Origin of the sequence: Streptomyces sp. NPDC017991, from assembly GCF_044328075.1 — a bacterium.
Taxonomy (GTDB): Bacteria; Actinomycetota; Actinomycetes; order Streptomycetales; family Streptomycetaceae; genus Streptomyces.
Window position 1 is genome coordinate 263,934 of sequence record NZ_JBIRGP010000013.1, and the last position, 20,061, is coordinate 283,994.

The 20,061-nt window shown below is 68.2% G+C and carries 19 protein-coding genes; 14 read left to right on the forward strand and 5 right to left on the reverse strand.

The genetic code is table 11. From position 1 onward, the window contains the following. Positions 1-2: 2 nt before the first annotated feature. The 9 genes from rpsK (at position 3) to ACH4DZ_RS33555 (ending at position 10,236) form a co-directional block, all read left to right on the forward strand. Positions 3-407 carry a 30S ribosomal protein S11 gene (rpsK, locus tag ACH4DZ_RS33515; RefSeq protein WP_003956432.1) on the forward strand — a complete coding sequence of 135 codons (405 nt, stop codon included), beginning with the start codon at positions 3-5 and terminating at the stop codon, positions 405-407. 123 nt (positions 408-530) lie between these two features. Beyond that, the gene (locus ACH4DZ_RS33520; protein ID WP_019055532.1) at positions 531-1,553 is read left to right on the forward strand and encodes a DNA-directed RNA polymerase subunit alpha; all 1,023 of its coding nucleotides are present in this window, start codon (positions 531-533) and stop codon (positions 1,551-1,553) included. Between the two features lie 217 nt (positions 1,554-1,770). Next, positions 1,771-2,301: a 50S ribosomal protein L17 gene (gene rplQ, locus ACH4DZ_RS33525; RefSeq protein ID WP_398291498.1), complete on the forward strand. Its 531-nt coding sequence runs from the start codon at positions 1,771-1,773 to the stop codon at positions 2,299-2,301. 127 nt (positions 2,302-2,428) lie between these two features. After that, complete coding sequence (gene truA / locus ACH4DZ_RS33530; protein WP_398291500.1) at positions 2,429-3,286, forward strand: tRNA pseudouridine(38-40) synthase TruA; 858 nt, start codon at positions 2,429-2,431, stop codon at positions 3,284-3,286. Positions 3,287-3,540: 254 nt separating this feature from the next. Beyond that, a complete protein-coding gene (locus ACH4DZ_RS33535; RefSeq protein ID WP_398291502.1) occupies positions 3,541-5,151 on the forward strand; it encodes a glycosyltransferase family 2 protein in 1,611 nt (536 codons plus the stop codon). Continuing rightward, positions 5,151-6,176, forward strand: a complete 1,026-nt coding sequence (locus tag ACH4DZ_RS33540; protein ID WP_398291504.1) for a glycoside hydrolase family 26 protein — start codon at positions 5,151-5,153, stop codon at positions 6,174-6,176. Before ACH4DZ_RS33535 ends, ACH4DZ_RS33540 begins: the two co-directional genes overlap by 1 nt. Beyond that, complete coding sequence (locus ACH4DZ_RS33545) at positions 6,176-8,077, forward strand: ArnT family glycosyltransferase (RefSeq protein WP_398291506.1); 1,902 nt, start codon at positions 6,176-6,178, stop codon at positions 8,075-8,077. The genes ACH4DZ_RS33540 and ACH4DZ_RS33545 overlap by 1 nt, the downstream gene beginning before the upstream one ends. A 97-nt stretch (positions 8,078-8,174) precedes the next feature. Beyond that, positions 8,175-9,479: a UDP-glucose dehydrogenase family protein gene (locus ACH4DZ_RS33550; RefSeq protein WP_398291508.1), complete on the forward strand. Its 1,305-nt coding sequence runs from the start codon at positions 8,175-8,177 to the stop codon at positions 9,477-9,479. 4 nt (positions 9,480-9,483) lie between these two features. After that, positions 9,484-10,236: a polyprenol monophosphomannose synthase gene (locus ACH4DZ_RS33555; protein WP_398291510.1), complete on the forward strand. Its 753-nt coding sequence runs from the start codon at positions 9,484-9,486 to the stop codon at positions 10,234-10,236. A gap of 148 nt (positions 10,237-10,384) precedes the next feature. Here ACH4DZ_RS33555 and ACH4DZ_RS33560 read toward each other — a convergent pair whose 3' ends face one another. After that, positions 10,385-11,254, reverse strand: a complete 870-nt coding sequence (locus ACH4DZ_RS33560; RefSeq protein ID WP_398291512.1) for a hypothetical protein — start codon at positions 11,252-11,254, stop codon at positions 10,385-10,387. A 380-nt stretch (positions 11,255-11,634) separates the two neighbouring features. Between ACH4DZ_RS33560 and rplM the strand changes: the two genes are divergently transcribed. The 3 genes from rplM to glmM all read left to right on the forward strand — a co-directional run bounded on the left by rplM (position 11,635) and on the right by glmM (position 14,370). Beyond that, positions 11,635-12,078 (forward strand): 50S ribosomal protein L13, encoded by a 444-nt coding sequence (rplM, locus tag ACH4DZ_RS33565; protein ID WP_362775375.1) that lies wholly within the window; start codon positions 11,635-11,637, stop codon positions 12,076-12,078. Positions 12,079-12,124: 46 nt separating this feature from the next. Then, entirely contained in the window at positions 12,125-12,649 is a 525-nt protein-coding gene (gene rpsI, locus ACH4DZ_RS33570) for a 30S ribosomal protein S9 (protein WP_398291514.1), read from the forward strand. Between the two features lie 362 nt (positions 12,650-13,011). Then, positions 13,012-14,370 (forward strand): phosphoglucosamine mutase, encoded by a 1,359-nt coding sequence (gene glmM / locus ACH4DZ_RS33575; protein ID WP_398291516.1) that lies wholly within the window; start codon positions 13,012-13,014, stop codon positions 14,368-14,370. 211 nt (positions 14,371-14,581) lie between these two features. Here glmM and ACH4DZ_RS33580 read toward each other — a convergent pair whose 3' ends face one another. Both ACH4DZ_RS33580 and coaA read right to left on the reverse strand, forming a co-directional pair. Next, positions 14,582-15,520, reverse strand: coding sequence for a DUF389 domain-containing protein (locus ACH4DZ_RS33580; RefSeq protein ID WP_398291518.1), 939 nt, complete (start codon positions 15,518-15,520; stop codon positions 14,582-14,584). A 75-nt stretch (positions 15,521-15,595) separates the two neighbouring features. Then, the gene (gene coaA / locus ACH4DZ_RS33585) at positions 15,596-16,585 is read right to left on the reverse strand and encodes a type I pantothenate kinase (protein ID WP_398291520.1); all 990 of its coding nucleotides are present in this window, start codon (positions 16,583-16,585) and stop codon (positions 15,596-15,598) included. Between the two features lie 276 nt (positions 16,586-16,861). Here coaA and ACH4DZ_RS33590 point away from each other — a divergent pair, with 276 nt between their 5' ends. Together ACH4DZ_RS33590 and glmS are read left to right on the forward strand one after the other, a co-directional pair. Continuing rightward, positions 16,862-17,038 carry a hypothetical protein gene (locus tag ACH4DZ_RS33590; RefSeq protein ID WP_398291522.1) on the forward strand — a complete coding sequence of 59 codons (177 nt, stop codon included), beginning with the start codon at positions 16,862-16,864 and terminating at the stop codon, positions 17,036-17,038. A gap of 79 nt (positions 17,039-17,117) precedes the next feature. After that, positions 17,118-18,965, forward strand: a complete 1,848-nt coding sequence (glmS, locus tag ACH4DZ_RS33595; RefSeq protein WP_398291524.1) for a glutamine--fructose-6-phosphate transaminase (isomerizing) — start codon at positions 17,118-17,120, stop codon at positions 18,963-18,965. Here the strand turns inward: glmS and ACH4DZ_RS33600 are convergent. Next, the gene (locus ACH4DZ_RS33600) at positions 18,926-19,135 is read right to left on the reverse strand and encodes a DUF397 domain-containing protein (protein ID WP_398291672.1); all 210 of its coding nucleotides are present in this window, start codon (positions 19,133-19,135) and stop codon (positions 18,926-18,928) included. The genes glmS and ACH4DZ_RS33600 overlap by 40 nt on opposite strands. An 8-nt stretch (positions 19,136-19,143) precedes the next feature. Further along, positions 19,144-19,980, reverse strand: coding sequence for a helix-turn-helix domain-containing protein (locus tag ACH4DZ_RS33605; RefSeq protein WP_398291526.1), 837 nt, complete (start codon positions 19,978-19,980; stop codon positions 19,144-19,146). Positions 19,981-20,061: the final 81 nt, after the last annotated feature.

Here is a 20,061-nt window from a genome sequence, read left to right on the forward strand (position 1 = left end):
AGATGCCCCCCAAGGGTCGTCAGGGCGCTGCCAAGAAGGTGCGCCGCAAGGAAAAGAAGAACGTCGCTCATGGGCACGCCCACATCAAGAGCACGTTCAACAACACCATCGTCTCGATCACGGACCCCTCGGGCAACGTGATCTCCTGGGCCTCCGCCGGCCACGTCGGCTTCAAGGGCTCGCGCAAGTCCACCCCCTTCGCCGCGCAGATGGCCGCCGAGTCGGCCGCCCGTCGCGCGCAGGAGCACGGCATGCGCAAGGTCGATGTCTTCGTGAAGGGTCCGGGTTCCGGTCGCGAGACCGCCATCCGTTCGCTGCAGGCGACCGGCCTTGAGGTCGGCTCGATCCAGGACGTGACGCCCACGCCGCACAACGGCTGCCGTCCGCCCAAGCGCCGTCGCGTCTGACGCACGGTTGTCTTAGTTTTTCCTGGGTTCGGGCGGTACGGCTCTTCGGAGGCGTGCCGCCCGTACCCTTGCAGTACCAGTAGGGCATCAAATAGTGGGTGCCCCTGACTGAAGGATCGCAGCATGCTTATTGCTCAGCGTCCGTCGCTGACCGAAGAGGTCGTCGACGAATTCCGCTCCCGGTTCGTGATCGAGCCGCTGGAGCCGGGCTTCGGCTACACCCTCGGCAACTCCCTCCGTCGTACGCTCCTCTCCTCGATCCCCGGTGCCGCTGTCACCAGCATCCGGATCGACGGCGTCCTGCACGAGTTCACCACCGTGCCGGGTGTCAAGGAGGACGTCACCGACCTGATCCTCAACATCAAGCAGCTGGTCGTCTCCAGCGAGCACGACGAGCCCGTCGTGATGTACCTGCGCAAGCAGGGCCCGGGTCTGGTCACCGCCGCCGACATCGCGCCCCCGGCCGGTGTCGAGGTGCACAACCCCGACCTCGTCCTCGCCACGCTCAACGGCAAGGGCAAGCTGGAGATGGAGCTGACCGTCGAGCGCGGTCGCGGTTACGTCTCCGCCGTGCAGAACAAGCAGGTCGGTCAGGAGATCGGGCGCATCCCGGTCGACTCGATCTACTCGCCGGTTCTCAAGGTCACGTACAAGGTCGAGGCGACCCGTGTCGAGCAGCGCACCGACTTCGACAAGCTGATCGTCGACGTCGAGACCAAGCAGGCCATGCGTCCCCGTGACGCCATGGCGTCGGCCGGTAAGACCCTGGTCGAGCTGTTCGGTCTGGCGCGCGAGCTCAACATCGACGCCGAGGGCATCGACATGGGCCCGTCCCCGACGGACGCCGCCCTCGCCGCTGATCTCGCCCTGCCGATCGAGGAGCTTGAGCTCACCGTTCGGTCGTACAACTGCCTCAAGCGTGAGGGCATCCACTCCGTGGGTGAGCTCGTCGCCCGCTCCGAGGCCGACCTGCTGGACATCCGCAACTTCGGTGCGAAGTCCATCGACGAGGTCAAGGCGAAGCTGGCCGGCATGGGTCTCGCGCTCAAGGACTCGCCTCCCGGGTTCGACCCCACCGCTGCGGCTGACGCGTTCGGCGCGGACGACGACGTGGATGCGGGCTTCGTCGAGACCGAGCAGTACTGAGCCGCTCCGCGAGATCGCTTCGCCGGACCGATTGAGATGTGACTGCGGGCCGCTGTGGCCGGTCGCGCAGTTCCCCGCGCCCCTGAAGGCGAAAAGTCAGGGGCGCGGGTCCTCCGGGGCCTTGAAAGAGGTGGCCGGATCTTCGACAGACAACCGTCTGCTCGGATACTGACCTCGGTACCTGATACGGCCGGGGCAGACACCTAGGAGAAACACCATGCCGAAGCCTGCCAAGGGTGCCCGTCTGGGCGGCAGTGCCGCGCACGAGAAGCTGCTCCTCGCGAACCTCGCGAAGTCGCTCTTCGAGCACGGCAAGATCACGACCACCGAGGCGAAGGCCCGCCGTCTGCGGCCGTACGCCGAGCGTCTGGTCACCAAGGCGAAGAAGGGCGACCTTCACAACCGCCGTCAGGTGCTGTCGATCATCACGGACAAGAGCATCGTGCACACGCTCTTCACCGAGATCGGCCCGCGCTACGAGAACCGCCCGGGTGGCTACACCCGTATCACCAAGATCGGTAACCGCCGTGGCGACAACGCGCCCATGGCTGTCATCGAGCTGGTGGAGGCCCTGACCGTGGCCCAGCAGGCCACCGGTGAGGCCGAGGCGGCGACGAAGCGCTCCGCGAAGGACGCCGAGGTCGAGACCAAGACCGAGGAGACCAAGACCGAGGAGACTCAGGTCGAGGACGCCAAGGTCGACGTGGCCAAGGGTGACGAGGCTGCCGAGGAGTCCAAGGACGCCTGAGGCTGTCCTTCGACTGCGGCGCCGTCGTGGCTGGTCGCGCAGTTCCCCGCGCCCCTTCGGGGCGCGCTGAGTGGGCCCGTTCCTTTCAGGAGCGGGCCCGCTTTCGTGTTCCTGAGAGGATTTCCAGGTGAGTGACGAAGTAGCGGCCGGTCATGTGCGTATCCGGATGGATGTCTCGTACGACGGGAGCGAGTTCTCCGGGTGGGCCAAGCAGGCCGGCGGACGCAGGACTGTGCAGGGGGAGATCGAGGACGCGCTGCGGACCGTCACCCGGTCGGGCGGAACGAACTACGAGCTGACCGTGGCCGGGCGGACCGATGCCGGCGTGCACGCCCGGGGGCAGGTGACGCATGTCGATCTGCCCGAGGAGCTGTGGGCCGAACACCGGGAGAAGCTGCTCAAGCGGATGGCCGGGCGGCTGCCGAAGGACGTGCGGGTGTGGGCCGTGGGCGAGGCGCCGAGCGGGTTCAACGCCCGGTTCTCGGCGATGTGGCGGCGGTACGCGTATCGCGTCACCGACAACCCGGGCGGGGTCGACCCGCTCCTGCGCAGCCATGTGCTGTGGCACGACTGGCCGCTCGACGTCGACGCCATGAACGAGGCCGCCCAGGGGCTGCTCGGTGAGTACGACTTCGCCGCCTACTGCAAGAAGCGGGAGGGCGCGACGACCATCCGTACGCTCCAGAAGCTGCGGCTGGAACGGGGGAGCGACGGGGTGATCACCGCCACCGTGCGGGCCGACGCCTTCTGCCACAACATGGTGCGGTCGCTGATCGGGGCGCTGCTGTTCGTGGGGGACGGGCACCGGGGGGCCGACTGGCCGGCGAAGGTGCTGGCCGCGGGGGTGCGGGACTCCGCCGTGCACGTGGTGCGGCCGCACGGGCTGACCCTCGAAGAGGTCGGCTATCCGGCCGACGAACTGCTGGCCGCGCGCAACAAGGAGGCGCGGAACCGGCGAACGCTGCCGGGAGCTGGGTGCTGCTGACCTCTGTCGGCCGCCGACGGGCCCGTCTTCGCAGAACACCCCTTATGGGCCTCGGTGAAATCCAGCCGTAACACGGATGTTGGCGTCTTATAACGGACGTAAGCCGTCATGTCTGACTTACTTCCTCACGCGAATCTTACGTAGCTCATGAAACTCGGTTATGATTTCGCGGCCCGGCCAGTAGTTCGAATGGGGTGGCCGGGCAAAGGGGCGGGGATCATCGGGCTGCTGCATGCCCGGGGGTGGGTTTTTTCATGACATCAGTAGGTCCTGTGCGGACCGGGGGGCGGCGCAGCACGCGCCAGACCGGGAAACGGAGGGCTGGGCGTGGCGGCCAGGCATCGCTCGGGCTGCTGCCTCTGCCGCCGACGGAGAAGGAGAAGTACTCCTACGCCAGACGGCACCTGTGGATCCTGACGATCAGCTCGCTGATCAGCTTCTGCTGCCTGATCATGAGCCAGTTCAAGCTCGCGCAGTCGACTCCCGTGCTGTGGATCTACACACCGCTCCTTGTCTTCACGGTGATCTACTACCTGATCTCGCTGCGGGTGAACGGGTTCACCCGGGACTTCGACATCAAGCACCACCGGGCGCTCGTGGCGAAGTGGCGGCCCGAGACCTATCCGTCGGTGGACGTCTTCCTGCCGGTGTGCGGCGAGCCCATCGAGGTCCTGCACAACACCTGGACGCATGTGCGGGCGATGGCCGACCGCTATCCCGGCGTCTGCGTGCCCTTCGTGCTCGACGACGGCGCGAGTGCCGACCTTGAGGCGATGGCCCACGACTTCGGGTTCCGCTACGGGACCCGGGAGAACCGCGGCTGGTTCAAGAAGGCCGGCAACATGCACTTCGGCTTCGAGCAGTCGGACGGGGAGTTCATCCTCATCCTCGACGCCGACTTCACCCCGCGCGCGGACCTGCTCGAAGAGATGCTGCCGTACATGGACGAGAACCCGAAGACCGGGATCGTCCAGTCGCCGCAGTACTTCCGTGTCCTGGACTCGCAGAACTGGATCGAGCGCGGTGCGGGCGCGGTGCAGGAGCTGTTCTACCGCTCCGTGCAGGTCTCCCGGCAGGGCAGCGACGGCGCGATCTGCGTCGGCTCGTGTGCCATCTACCGGCGGGCGGCCCTGGACGACAACGGCGGTACGACGCTGATCGAGCACTCCGAGGACGTCCACACGGGGTTCGACCTGCGCGGCCTCGGCTGGGACCTGCGGTACATCCCCGTCGCCGTGTCCACGGGCGTGTGCCCCGACAGCGCGGGCGCCTTCTTCAACCAGCAGTACCGCTGGTGCTCGGGGTCCATGAGCCTCATGGGCAGCAGGAAGTTCTGGCAGCGGAAGATCAGGTTCTCCAGCCGGCTCTGCTACATGTCGGGCTTCTTCTACTACATCCACACGGCGCTGTTCACGTTCGCGGCGCCCGTGATCCCCGTCGTGCTGCTGCTGATGATGCCGGACAAGCTGAAGGTCGAGCATCTGCTCCTGGTGCTGCCGAGCATCCTCTACACCACGATCATCTTCCCGATGTGGCACAAGGCCCCCTACCGCCTGGAGGCGTGGGCGGCCCGCATGATGTACGGCTGGGCGCACTTCTTCGCGATCTACGACATCCTGCGCAAGAACCGTATGGGCTGGCAGCCCACCGGATCCGCCGGCGCGAAGAAGAACAAGACCCGCCGCTTCTGGATCGGCATGTGGGTCTGGGGCGGCGGCAGCGCCCTGATCTGGGTGGGCGCCGCGGTGTGGCGGCTGTTCACGATGAACGCTCCCGACTTCGCCCTCATCCTTTCCACCGGACTCTTCTACGCCCTGGTCGTCGGACGTGTCCTGGTGCAGCCCCGAGCGGAAAGCGCCGTCTGATGCTGCTGACACGTGCACGTACCACCGTGGCCGGCTGCGCGCTGGCCCTGTCCGCGCTGTTCACGCTGAGCGGCTGCTCCCTGCTGGACGACTCCGGTACGTCGGCCTCGTCCGAGGGCGGCGGCTCGCAGGGCGCGGGCGAGGACTCCCAGGGCACGGACGCCGACATCCCCTACGACGTGACGCCCCTGCTCAAGCCCGACAAGAAGTACTTCGGCGCGGCCGTCGACGGGGCGCCCAACTCGATGAAGGGCGTCGACACCTACACCGCGATGACCGGCAAGAAGCCGAACCTCATCGAGTACTACGCGGCCTGGGGCGACGGCTTCGACGCCCAGGGCGTGCGCAACGCCTGGGCCGAGGGCGCGCTGACCCTGGTCTCCTGGGAGCCGTTCGACGTCACGCTCGCCGACATCGCGGCCGGTGAGAAGGACGCGTACCTCAAGAAGTACGCGGCGTCGGTGCGCAAGCTGAACCTGCCCGTCGTGATCTCCTTCGCCGACGAGATGAACGGCCACTGGGAGAAGTGGGGCACCAAGAACGTCACGCCCAAGCAGTACGTCTCCGCGTGGAAGCACATCCACGACACGTTCACGGACGCCGGCGCCTCCAACGTGATCTGGGCCTGGTCGCCCAACATCGTCAACCCGGTCAAGAGCGTCGAGCTGGAGCCGTACTACCCGGGCGACGGTTACGTCGACTGGGTGGGCGTCATCGGCTACTTCACGCTCGAAGAGGACAACGCCTACAAGAGTGTCTTCGGGCCGACCCTGGACGAGATCCGGACCTTCACGAAGAAGCCGACGCTGATCCTGGAGACGGCCGCCGAGCCGGGCGAGCGCCGCCGGGCCGACGTCCGGAACCTGTTCACCGGGGTCGAGGCGGACGACGACATGCTCGGGTTCGTGTGGTTCGACCACAAGAAGCGCGCCGACTGGCGGCTGAAGGTCAGCCCGCTGGCCCTCAAGGAGTTCAAGCGACTGGCCGCCGACGATCTGTTCGGCTTCGACGTTCGGAAGCCGTGATGAATCGCAGCCAGAACCATCATCCGCCGCAGCCGCAGGGTCCGTACGGCGAGCAGCAGTACGGCGAGCAGCGGTACGGCGGCCGGCTGTACGGCGACCAGCAGCACGGGGACCAGTTCGGGGATCAGTACGGCGATCCGTACGCCGATCCTTACGGCGATCCTTACGGGGAGAGCGACTCGGCCTCCTGGTTCAACTCCGACGGGCAGCCCGCGCAGGGCCATGGGTACGGCACGCAGGCCGCGTACCCGCAGCAGCTGGAGCAGCAGCGTTACGTGCCGGGGATTCCCGAGCAACGGCAGCGCGAGGACCAGCCGACGTACGCGCTGCACACCGTCGAGGAGACGCCCGCCGAGCCCTCGTACCACATACCCGTCACGCCTGAAGCGGGCTGGGACATGGCGGCGAGCAGGCGACGGGCCTGGGTCAGCCGGGCCGTGCTGCTGTGCATCCTGCTGATCCAGACCGTGCTGTCGCTGCGGCTGTCCAACACGGCGTTCCAGGACGAGGCGCTGTATCTGGCCGCCGGGCACGCGGAGCTCGACCACCTGCTCAACGGCGCTCCGCTGCCCATCGACTACGCCGCGTACTTCTCGGGATCGCCGCAGCTCTACCCGGTGCTCGCGGCACTGGTGGACGCCCAGTTCGGACTCACCGGCGCACGGGTGCTCAGCCTGGTCTTCATGCTCTTCACCACCGGCCTGCTGTACTCGTTCTCGCGGCGGATGTTCAACGAGCGGGCGGCCCTCGCCGCCGCCGCGCTGTTCTCGGTGGTCCAGTCGACCGTCGTCATGGGCTTCTTCGCCACCTACGACGCCGCCGCCGTGTTCCTGCTGGCCCTCGCCGTCTGGATCGTCGTCCGCACGAACCGGGCGCCGGCCTACGCGGTGCTGCTCGCCGCGCCCGTCGCGGTCCTCGCCGTCGGTGTGAAGTACGCCGCCGCGCTCTATCTGCCGACCATCGTCGTGCTGGCGCTGCTGACCGCCTGGCCGTACCGCGGTGCCAAGTCGGCCGTGCTCCGCATGCTGCTGCTCGGTCTCGGCATGGGCGCGCTGGCCGGGATCGGCATGTACACCACCGACCTGCTCGCGGGTATCCAGCAGACCACGACCAACCGCGCGCACGGCACCGACAGCGCGGTGTTCCTGCTGCAGCGCTCCGTCGAGTGGGGCGGGCTGATGTTCCTGGCGGCGGTCGGTGGCGCGATCTCGTACGTCCGGCGCAGCCGCATGAACGAATCGCCGCTGGCTCAGCGGCTCGGCAACCCCGGCTGGCGCTGGCGTGCCCTGACGGGGCTGCTCCTGTGCGGCACGGCCGTACTGGCATCCGCGTACCAGATCCATCTGGGCACCGTGGTCTCGCTGTTCAAGCACGTCGGCTTCGGGCTGCTCTTCGCCGCCCCGATGGCCGGGGTGGGTGTGACCCGGCTCGTCGGCGCGCACTTCCGCTATCCGCAGCTCGGAATCATGCTGTGGACGGCCGTGCTGTGCCTGGGCATCTCGCAGGCGGACTGGCGTTTCGGCGTCTGGCCGGACTCCTCGAAGATGATCCGGACGATCCGGTCGCACGTGGACGACAAGGGGCACTACCTCAGCTCCACGCCCGAGGTGCCTGTCTACTACCTGCGCGAAAAGACCGACCACAGCCAGTGGCAGAGCGTCTTCGGTATGGAGTACAAGGCCAAGAAGGGCAAGTACTACACCGGCGACGAGGCCTACCGCGCGGCGCTGCGGGACGGCGAGTTCGACCTGATCGTCCTCGACGGGATCACCAACCCGCGGGTCGACGACGTCATCGCCGGGGCCGTCAGGGGCAACCCGCACTACCGGCTGCTCGCTGATGTGCCGTGGCGCAACTCCAGCGGCACGGGGACCTACCGCATCTGGATCAAGACGTCCTGAACACGGCCTGAACCGGGCGTTCCCCCTGTCCCGCTTTCCGTTTCCGTTTTCCCGCGCTGGGGCCACCAGCTGACTCTTCCGTACGAAAGGCAGTGCCATGCGGCTCACTGTCATCGGCACCGGCTACCTCGGTGCCACCCACGCCGCCTGTATGGCGGAACTCGGGCACGAGGTGCTCGGGGTCGACGTCGACCCGGACAAGGTCGCCGCGCTGCGGGCGGGGCGGGTGCCGTTCCACGAACCCGTGCTCCCGGAACTGCTCGCCAGGCACACGGCGAGCGGACGCCTGCGCTTCACCACGTCCTACGAGGAGGCCGCGGCCTTCGGCGAGGTGCACTTCATCTGCGTGGGCACCCCGCAGCGGGGGGACTCCGAGGGCGCCGACCTGCGGTATGTGGACTCGGCGTTCGCGTCGATGGCCCGGTACGCGAGCGAGGGCGCGCTCCTGGTGGGCAAGTCGACCGTGCCGGTGGGGACGGCACAGCGCCTCGCGGACACCCACACCGCCGTGGAGATCGCCTGGAACCCGGAGTTCCTGCGCGAGGGCTTCGCCGTCGAGGACACCCTGCGGCCCGACCGGCTGGTCCTCGGCATCGGATCCGCGCGCGCCGAAGCGTCGCTGCGCGAGGTGTACGCGCCCGTCATCGGCGCGGGAACCCCGGTGGTCACCGCCGACTTCCCGACCGCCGAGCTGGTCAAGACGGCCGCGAACGCCTTCCTCGCCACCAAGATCTCGTTCATCAACGCCATGGCGGAGGTGTGCGAGGCCACGGGCGGCGACGTCTCCGTCCTGGCGGAGGCGATCGGGCACGACGACCGCATCGGGAAGAAGTTCCTGCGGGCCGGCGTCGGTTTCGGCGGCGGCTGTCTGCCCAAGGACATCCGGGCCTTCGCGCACCGCGCCGACGAGCTGGGGGTGTCCCTGGCGTTCCTGCGCGAGGTCGACGCCATCAACATGCGGCGCCGCGACCGGGTGGTCGGGCTGGCCCGTGAACTGTGCGGGGGCGCGGTGCTCGGGGCGCGGATCGCCGTGCTCGGCGCGGCCTTCAAGCCGGACTCCGACGACATCCGCGACTCGCCCGCGCTGAACGTGGCCGCGCGACTGCGGCTCGACGGCGCCGATGTCACGGTCTACGACCCGGAGGCGATGGACAACGCCCGCAAGGCGTTTCCGCTGCTCGGGTACGCGCTGTCGGCCGAGGAGGCGCTGCGGGGGGCGGATCTCGTGCTGCACCTGACCGAATGGCCGCAGTTCCGCGAGCTCGCTCCCGAGCGGGCCCGCACCTTGGTCTCCCGTCCACGGATCGTGGACGGCAGGGGGACGCTCGACGGGGCCAGCTGGGCCGCGGCGGGCTGGGAGTTCCGGGCGCTGGGCAGACCCGCGCCAGGTGGGGAGGGGTAAGGACATGACGTACGAGACATTCGACGACGTGGGTGTCACGATCGTGATGCCCACGTACAACGAGGCCGCCAATCTGCCGAGAATGGCCGAGGCGGTGCTTCAACTGCCTCTGAACGGGCTGCACTTGAAGGTGGTGGACGACTCCAGTCCGGATGGTACGGGGCGGATCGCCGAGGAGCTGGCGGAGAAGTACAACGCGGACGGGCGGCGCCGGATGAGCGTGCTGCACCGCACCGAGAAGGACGGCCTCGGGCGCGCGTACGTGGCGGGCATGAGCGCGGCGGTCGACGAGGGCGCCGCGTACGTGGTGCAGATGGACGCCGACGGCAGCCATCCCGTGGAAGCGGTGCCGCGGATGCTCGGCACCGCCGTGGCCTCGGGGGTCGGGCTGGTCATCGGGAGCCGGTACGTCGAGGGGGGCTCGCTCGACGAGGACTGGGGGGCGCATCGCGTGCTTCTGTCGCGGTTCGCCAACCGGTACGCGCGGACTGTGCTCGGCACGAAGATCCGTGACATCACGGCGGGGTTCAATCTGTGGTCAGCGCGGGCTCTGGAGGATGTGGATCTGCGGTCGCTGGACAGCGCTGGTTACAGCTTCCAGGTCGAGCTGAAGTACAAGGCTGTGCGGGCCGGGCACAGTGCGGTGGAGATTCCGATCCGGTTCGAGGAGCGGACCGAGGGGGTTTCGAAGATGACTCTTCGTACGCAGCTGGAGTCGGCGTTGGTGCCGGTGAAGTTGCGTCTCAAGAGGGGCTGACCTTCGGCCTCCGGCTGGGGAGAGGGGTGCCGGAGGGCGGTTCGTCGGCTGCGGGTCGGTGGGGGCTGGTCGCGCCGTTCCCCGCGCCCCTTAGGGGCTGCGCCCCTGAAAGACGCAAGATTGCGCCGTTCCCCGCGCCCCTTGGGGGCTACTGGTTGGCTGCTGCCGATGCCTGGGCCTCGCCTCGGCGGCGGATTTGGCGGAAGGTGAATTCGGCCAGGTCGTCGCCGGTGGTGAAGACCTTGGCGTCCTTCTCGGTCACGTCCTTGCCGTTGGTGAAGCCGGCGACCGTGAAGTAGGCGTAGCGGCCGTACGAGTTCGTCGTCGAGCGGCAGATCGCCGAGCGGCAGAAGACGGGGACGCCCTCACCGGAGAGGGACTGGACGACGCTCTGCTTGTCGGCGTCGGTCTTCGCCCTGAGAGCCTTGGCCTCGTTGTCGAAGACGGCCACACCGACGGTGACGGCCACCCCGTCCTTCGAGTACGTGACGCGCATGAGGCGGGTGCAGTCGTTCTTGGTGAGGACCGGGCCGAGCGTGCCCTGGGCGGCCGACGCGCAGTTCTTCGTGGACGCCAGCGCGCCCTTCTTGTAGACGGTCTCGCCCATCGTCAGCTGGGTGCCCGGGAAGAGGATGTCCGGCGCGAGCGTCGCGGTGTCCTTCTTCACATCGGATATGAAGTCCTTCGGGTCCAGCGGCGGCGGCGCCGAGGTCGCCTCGAAGGACGGGCCGGTCCCGGCGGTGTCCGACGGGATGTCCGCGGAGGCGGGCAGCTCGGAGGCGGGTTTGTTGGAGGCCTGCTCCTTGCCGTCCGCCGAGACCATGGCCACCGCGACGGCCGCGCCCACGGCGATGGTGGCCAGGGCGCCGCCGCCGACCAGCATCCACCTGCGACGCCGGTTGCGCGTTTCGGACGCCTCGGCCAGCGCCGCCCAGTCGGGAGACTGACTGCTCCACTGCGGCGGCTGAGAACCCGATCCCCCGGAACCCCACTGGGGTCCCCCCTGCCCAAAGCTCATGGGCCGCATCTTAGACGGGACAAGGGGACAAGGGATCCGCTGGTCCTCTCGCACAGCACTCGAAGCGCCGATGTGTCAAGCCCGAATGAGAGCAAAATGAGAGCAAGGGGGCATCTCGGAGGCCTCGGGTACTCTCGGAACCTGGCGAGCGCCTGCCCTCCGGCACGCGTTTTGACCCGTACGGGCCACCGAAGGTATTCTTGCGGTTCGTTATGTGTATTGGCTTGCTCATTCTCACGTGAGGGGCCCTTACACCGGTCCACCGGGCCGATGACCAGCGGCAGGACTCGGTTGCGTCCCGAGGTCCGCCAGGGCTGTCGTACATCGTCCGTGGTGGCCCATTGTCAGGACCCACTCACTGAAGAAGCGAAGGCATGACCGTGCGTACGTTCAGCCCCAAGCCCGGCGACATCACTCGCCAGTGGTACGTCATCGACGCCCAGGATGTCGTCCTGGGTCGTCTGGCCACCACTGCCGCGAACATTCTGCGGGGCAAGCACAAGCCGATTTACGCCCCCCACGTCGACGCTGGTGACTTCGTCATCATCGTCAACGCCGACAAGGTGCACCTCTCGGGCAACAAGCGGACCCAGAAGATGGCGTACCGCCACTCCGGTTACCCGGGTGGTCTGCGCTCCGTCCGTTACGACGAGCTGCTGTCGAAGAACCCCGAGAAGGCCGTCGAGAAGGCCATCCGGGGCATGATCCCCAAGAACACCCTGGGCCGTCAGGTGCTCTCGAAGCTGAAGATCTACTCGGGCGACCAGCACCCGCACGCTGCCCAGCAGCCGGTGCCGTTCGAGATCACCCAGGTCGCGCAGTAGTTCCGGCCACCACCCCCCTAAGACTGAACAGAATCTGAGGAAAATCGTGGCCGAGACCACCGTTGAGCAGCCGGTCGAAGAGACCGAGGCTGTCGACATCGAGAGCTACACCACCGAGTCCGAGGCCCCCGTCGTCGAGGGCGAGTACACCTCGGAGTCGCTCGCGGGCCGCTTCGGCGACCCGCAGCCGGCCGCCGGCCTGGGCCGTCGGAAGAACGCCATCGCCCGCGTCCGGATCGTCCCGGGCACCGGCAAGTGGAAGATCAACGGTCGCACCCTTGAGGACTACTTCCCCAACAAGGTGCACCAGCAGGAAGTCAACGAGCCCTTCAAGGTGCTTGAGCTCGACGACCGCTACGACGTCGTCGCCCGCATCACGGGTGGCGGAGTCTCCGGTCAGGCCGGTGCCCTGCGCCTCGGCGTGGCCCGCGCTCTGAACGAGGCGGACGTGGACAACAACCGCGGCGCCCTCAAGAAGGCCGGCTTCCTCAAGCGCGACGACCGTGCGGTCGAGCGCAAGAAGGCCGGTCTCAAGAAGGCCCGTAAGGCCCCGCAGTACAGCAAGCGCTAAATCTCGCTCGATCTCGCGCGCTGTTTGCACGAATCGCCCCGGCGGCACGTTCTGTGTCGCCGGGGCGTTCGTTTATCGCGATTCTCACGATCTGTGGCACAACCTGTGGTGCCCCTCGTGGGTCACAGGTTGTGCGGTACGACTGCGCCGCCCGGCCGTGCGTCAGGCCGGGCGTCTTGGCCGGGCGTCATGGCCTTTCGGCCACAGCCTTGGAACAGGTCTGGGAGATATACAGGCCCGGGGGATATACCTGACATGGGTCGGAGCCGGACCCTGGGCCGGAGCCTCACATTCTGAGCCGCACATTCTCATCAAGCGTGATCAAAGCCTGATCAAAGCCTGAGCAAGTTCGGAGGACACCAGTGGGACGACTCTTCGGGACGGACGGCGTACGTGGTGTCGCCAACGCGGATCTGACGGCAGAGCTCACGCTCGGCCTCTCCGTGGCGGCGGCGCACGTACTGGCCGAAGCGGGAACCTTCGAAGGCCACCGGCCGACGGCGGTGGTCGGACGGGACCCGCGTGCGTCCGGGGAGTTCCTGGAGGCCGCCGTGGTCGCGGGCCTCGCCAGCGCCGGGGTGGACGTGCTGCTCGTCGGCGTCCTGCCGACGCCCGCGGTGGCGTATCTCACGGGCGCCCTCGGCGCCGACCTCGGTGTGATGCTCTCCGCGAGCCACAACGCCATGCCGGACAACGGCGTCAAGTTCTTCGCCCGCGGCGGGCAGAAGCTCGCCGACGAGCTGGAGGACCGGATCGAGTCCGTCTACGAGGAGCACCGCACCGGCGCTCCCTGGGAACGGCCGACCGGCTCCGGCGTCGGCCGCGTCCGCTCGTACGAGGAGGGCTTCGAGAAGTACGTGGCCCATCTCCTCGCCGCCGTTCCGAACCGGCTGGACGGTCTGAAGGTCGTCCTCGACGAGGCGCACGGCGCCGCCGCACGGGTCTCGCCCGAGGTCTTCACGCGCGCGGGCGCCGAGATCGTCACCATCGGCGCCGAGCCCGACGGCCTCAACATCAACGACGGCTGCGGCTCCACCCACCTCGGTCTGCTGAAGGCCGCCGTCATCGAGCACGGCGCCGATCTCGGCATCGCGCACGACGGTGACGCCGACCGGTGCCTCGCCGTGGACCACACCGGTGCGGAGGTCGACGGGGACCAGATCCTGGCCGTGCTCGCGCTCGCGATGCGGGAGCGGTCCGAGCTGCGGTCCGACACGGTTGTCGCCACGGTCATGTCGAACCTCGGGTTCAAGCTGGCCATGGAGCGTGAAGGGGTGTCCCTCGTGCAGACCGGGGTCGGTGACCGGTATGTGCTGGAGGAGATGAAGAGCCACGACTACGCGCTCGGCGGTGAGCAGTCGGGGCACGTGATCATCCTGGATCACGCGACGACCGGTGACGGGACGCTGACGGGGTTGCTGCTGGCGGCCCGGGTCGCGCAGACCGGGCGTACGTTGCGGGAGCTCGCGTCCGTGATGGAGCGGTTGCCGCAGGTGCTGATCAATGTGCCCGACGTCGATCGGTCGCGGGTGTCCACGTCCGCGGAGCTGGCTTCCGCCGTGGCCGAGGCCGAGCGGGAGCTTGGCGCCACGGGGCGGGTGCTCTTGCGGCCGTCCGGTACTGAGCCGCTTGTACGGGTCATGGTCGAGGCGGCTGATATCGATCAGGCTCGGGCTGTGGCGGGGCGGCTTGCTGATGCGGTGAAGTCCGCGCTTGGGTGAACCGGGGTTCCTGTTCTGGGCTCGGCCCGGGTCCGGGGTGGGGACGGGGGTTCGTTGCGGGGTGCGGGTGCGGGTGCGGGTGCGGGCGCGTTGTGGCTGGTCGCGCCGTTCCCCGCGCCCCTGGGGGCTGCGCCCCCGAAAAGATTGCGCCGTTCCCCGCGCCCCTGAAGGCGAAAAACTGCGCCGTTCTCCGCGCCCCTGAAGCGCGCCCCTAGGAGATGGGGGATCGTCGGCTCTGCTTGGACCAGAGCCATTTCTGGGTCAGGAGGGTGAGGGTGCCTGCCAGGATGATGCCTGCCAGGTTCAGGAGGAGTTGGTTCGTGGAGCCGGCGGTCTGGGACGTGTCTCCGTAGCTGAGGGCGACTGCCGCGTTGGCGGCGGCCGGGACCGTGGTCACGGAGATGGCCACGCCCACCAGGAGGCCCGACTTGGCCGAGGTCAGGGAGAGCGTGCCGGCGATGCCCGCGAGGACCGCCACGACGAACGAGAACGCGTCGGGGGCGTAGACGAAGGCCGTGTTGGGCCGGTCGCCCTCCAGCATGTTCTCGGTGAACAGGCCCAGGCCGTCCATCAGCAGACTGAAGAGCACGGTGACGGCCATCGCCACGGCGAAGCCCACCAGCAGGGCGATGAGTGAGCGCAGGGCCAGACGTGGCCGGCGCCGGACCACGGCCGTGCTGAACCCCGCCAGCGGGCCGAACTCCGGGCCCACCGCCATCGCGCCCACGATCAGGATCGCGTTGTCGAGGATCACACCGCAGGCGGCGATCATCGTGGCGAGCGTGATGAAGGCGAGGTAGGTGACCGAGAGCGTCGACTCCTCGTGCGTGGCTTCTGCCAGCTGCTCCCACAGGACCGCGTCGGCGCCCTCGCCGGGGGCGTCGTCCTCCGCCTTGTCGGCGCGCCGCGACAGCGACAGGTCGATGTCCTCGACGGCGATCGAGCCGTCCCTGTCGATCTCCAGCTCGCGCAGCCCGCCGATCAGTTCGTCGCCCGCCTCGCGTGCCACGTCGACCATCACGAGGTCGCCGGCGGGGTTGCGGGCGGCGCCCGGCACGACCGCCAGATGGGTCGTGCCGACGGTCTTCTCGATCAGGCGGATCACCGCCTCGGTCCGGTCGGACGGGGTGATCAGGCGCAGGTGCAGCATGGGGGCAGGGTAGTCGTGCCGGGTGGCCGGGTGGCCGGGTGGCCGGGTGGCCGGGTGGCGGTGAGCGGGTGATGGTCAGAGTTTGCGCAGGCTCAGCTTCTGGACCTTGTGGTCCGGGCCCTTGCGGACCACCAGGGTGGCGCGGCCCCGGGTGGGAGCCACGTTCTCCAGCAGGTTGACCTTGTTGACGGTCCGCCAGGTCGTACGGGCGTAGTCGAGGGCCTCCTCCTCGGAGACCTGGGTGTACTTGCGGAAGTACGAGGACGGGTTCTGGAACGCCGTCTCGCGCAGCCGGCGGAAGCGGTTCAGGTACCAGCGCTCGACGTCCTCGGCCCGCGCGTCCACGTACACGCTGAAGTCGAAGTAGTCGGCGAGGCCGACGCGGGTGCGGCCGTCCTTGCCGGGCAGGGCGGGCTGCAGGACGTTCAGGCCCTCGACGATCAGGATGTCGGGGCGGCGGACGGTGAGGCGCTCGTCCGGGACGATGTCGTAGATGAGGTGGGAGTAGACCGGGGCCGTCACCTCGTCCTTGCCCGCCTTGATGTCGGCGACGAACCGGGTCAGCGCCCGGCGGTCGTACGACTCCGGGAACCCCTTGCGGGACATCAGACCGCGGGTCTGCAGCTCCTTGGTGGGCAGCAGGAAACCGTCGGTGGTGACCCGCTCGACGCGCGGGTGCTCCGGCCAGCGGGACAGCAGGGCCTGGAGGAGGCGGGCGACGGTGGACTTGCCGACGGCGACCGAGCCCGCCACGCCTATCACGAATGGCGTACCGGACTGCGACCCTTTCTCACCGAGGAAGGTGTTCAGGGCGCCGCGCAGGCCGTCGGTGGCGCCCACGTAGAGGTTGAGGAGCCGGGACAGCGGCAGATAGATGTCCCGTACCTCGTCGAGGTCGATGACATCGCCGAGACCCCGCAGTCTCTCCACCTCCTCGGCGGTCAGCGGAAGAGGTGTCTTCTCACGCAGCGCGCTCCACTGTGCGCGGGTGAGGTCGACGTAGGGAGTCGCCTCCGGCCTGGGCCGGTGGGCGCTCCGCGGCAACGAGGAGACCGATGAGATCACAGTCCATTGTTACGGGAGTTTGAACGAAGCGTCGGGTGGAGTCCGTCACGCCGGGCCTTTGTTCGGGCGCGTCCGGACCCTGGACCGTCCGGGCGTACGGGCATAGCGTGCCGCCCACCCGGGAGCGAGCCGCCTTCCGGGACGCCGGTGGTGGGGATGGTCGTCATGGCCGTACGTTTCCGAGTGCGTGGCCTGGTCGGGGGAAGAGCCCGGGGAGGAACCGGGCGCAGATCCGGGCGTGGGTCCGGCCGTGGATCCGGCCGTGGTCCGGCCGACGTGGCGGGCCAGGTGTGCAGCGAACTGGCGCTCGATCTGCCGGACGAGGACCTGGGGGAGTACCTCTACGACTGCATCGACCTGTACCGGATGGGCAGCAAGCCGCGCTGCGAGGAGGTCGAGTACCTGGGGATGGTGCAGGACGCGATCGACCGCATCGAGTGCGGGGAGCAGTAGCCGGCGCACGGCTCGGGAATTTCCGATATCGGGCACGCGGTGCCTCGGTGGGGCGCCGGTCGCGCCCTAGGCTGCCGTCATGTGCGGAATCGTGGGATACGTGGGGTCGCAGTCGGCGCTCGATGTGGTGGTCGCCGGACTGAAGCGGCTGGAGTACCGGGGGTACGACTCGGCGGGCATCGCGGTGCTCGCGGACGGCGGGATGGCCGCGGCGAAGAAGGCCGGCAAGCTCGCCAACCTGGAGAAGGAGCTGGTGGAGCGGCCGTTGCCGGCGGGTTCGACGGGGATCGGGCACACCCGCTGGGCCACGCACGGCGGACCGACGGACGCGAACGCGCATCCGCATCTCGACAACGCGGGGCGGGTCGCGGTCGTCCACAACGGCATCATCGAGAACTTCGCGGAGCTGCGGGCCGAGCTGGCCGAGAGGGGACACTCACTCTCCTCCGAGACGGACACCGAGGTCGTCGCTCATCTGCTCGCCGAGGAGTTCTCCGCGTGCGCCGATCTCGCCGAGTCCATGCGGCTGGTGTGCCGGCGGCTCGAAGGTGCCTTCACGCTGGTGGCCGCGCACGCCGATGAGCCGGGCGTGGTGGTCGGCGCCCGGCGGAACTCGCCCCTCGTCGTGGGCGTCGGGGAGGGTGAGGCCTTCCTCGCCTCGGACGTCGCCGCGTTCATCGCGCACACGCGGTCCGCGATCGAGCTGGGGCAGGACCAGGTGGTCGAACTGCGGCGCGACGGGGTGAACGTCACCGGGTTCGACGGATCGCCGGCCGAGACCCGTTCGTACCACGTCGACTGGGACGTGTCCGCCGCCGAGAAGGGCGGCTACGACTACTTCATGCTCAAGGAGATCGCCGAGCAGCCGAAGGCGGTCGCCGACACGCTGCTCGGCCGGATCGACGCGAGCGGTTCGCTGACACTCGACGAGGTGCGGATCGCGCCCGGGACCCTGCGGGAGGTCGACAAGGTCGTGGTGGTGGCCTGCGGGACCGCCTTCCACGCCGGGCTCATCGCCAAGTACGCCATCGAGCACTGGACGCGGATCCCGTGCGAGGTGGAGCTGGCGAGCGAGTTCCGGTACCGGGACCCGATCCTGGACGCGCGGACGCTGGTGATCGCCATCTCGCAGTCCGGGGAGACCATGGACACGCTGATGGCGCTGCGGCACGCGCGGGAGCAGGGGGCGAAGGTCCTGGCCGTCTGCAACACGAACGGTTCGACGATCCCGCGCGAGTCGGACGCCGTCCTCTACACGCACGCGGGGCCGGAGGTGGCCGTCGCCTCGACGAAGGCGTTCCTGACGCAGCTCGTGGCCTGTTACCTGGTCGCGCTGTATCTGGGGCAGGTGCGGGGCACGAAGTGGGGCGACGAGATCCGGGCGGTCGTACGCGACCTGTCCCGGATCGCGGAGGACGTCGAACGCGTCCTGGAGACGATGGAGCCGGTACGGGAGCTCGCGCGGTCGTTGGCCGCGAAGAACACCGTGCTGTTCCTGGGGCGGCACGTGGGGTATCCGGTCGCCCTGGAGGGCGCGCTGAAGCTCAAAGAACTCGCCTACATGCATGCCGAGGGCTTCGCGGCGGGTGAGCTGAAGCATGGGCCGATCGCCCTGATCGAGGAGGACCTGCCCGTGGTCGTGGTGGTGCCGTCGCCACGGGGACGGTCGGTGCTCCACGACAAGATCGTCTCCAACATCCAGGAGATCCGGGCGCGGGGGGCGCGGACGATCGTGATCGCGGAGGAGGGCGACGAGACGGTGGTCCCCTACGCGGACCACCTGATCCGGATCCCGGCCACGCCTGTGCTGCTGCAGCCGCTGGTGGCGACCGTTCCCTTGCAGGTGTTCGCCTGTGAACTGGCGACCGCGCGGGGCAACGAGGTGGATCAGCCGCGGAACTTGGCGAAGTCCGTGACGGTGGAGTGATCCGCCAGCGCTCCGATGAAGGCGGCGAAGGCTCCGGCCGGGAAGGTGAGGGTTGCCCTGGCCGGGGTTTTGGAGTCGCGGACGGCTGTGTGGGTGGGGGAGTTTGCTATCTCTACGCAGTTGTTGCCGTCGTCAGGGCCTGAGTAGGACGACTTCCGCCAGTTGTCCACGGGGTGCCTCACAGCTCTTTCGCGAGTTGACTGATGAAGTCGCGCGACCGTTCGGGGTCGAGCGATGCATCTTCCACCTTACGGAAGCGCATTCGAAAGGCACTGAGTTGCGCCTCGGAGTCGATGAAGGCTGAGCCTAGGGGCACGTCCCGTACGACAGTGTCCAGTTTGGGGACGGATCCACCTGCGTACGTCATCGTGCTGGCGGCTCTGGCGAAGTCGTCCAAGTCGAAGGGGATGACGCGCACGGTGATGTTGTCCGCTTCAGAGAGAGCCAAGAGTTTGTCGAGTTGCGCCCGGTTGGCGGCGCGGTCGCTGACCCTGATGCGTAGAGCCGCCTCGTGGATCACAAGCTCGTAAGGAATGGTGGTCTGCTGGCGCCTCAGCCTGTGCTGGACGCGCAACTCAAGCTCATCATGTGCGAGTTCGGGAACTCGGGCTGAAAAGACCGCGCGGGCATAGCTCTCCGTCTGTAGAAGGCCCGGTACGTACAGGACTGCCACCTCGTGCAGAAAGGTGGCGTAGTCCTCCAGTTCGGCGAGATCCAGGAACGACGTGGGCAGTAGGCCCCTGTACTCCTCCCACCAACCGCGTGTCCGGTCCGTGGCCATCGCGACCAGGGCGTCGATGAACTCCGTGTCCGTGCACGCGTAGTGGGATGCGAGGCGGCGGAGTCGTTTCTCGCTCACTCCTGAAGTGCCAAGTTCGATCTGGCTGATCTGGACGGAGTTCACGCCGAGCAGTGCTCCCGCTTCGCGGGCGCTGAGTCCTGCCGCCTCGCGGAGCCTGCGCAGCTCGACCGCCAAGCGCATCTGTCGTGCTGTTGGTTCGCGCCTTGCGCCCATCGGCTGCTCCCTGACTCAACGCGCCTGCCGTTGTGACTCGTTCGGAGTCAGATTACGCGATCCAGTTGCTAAAGCTTAAAT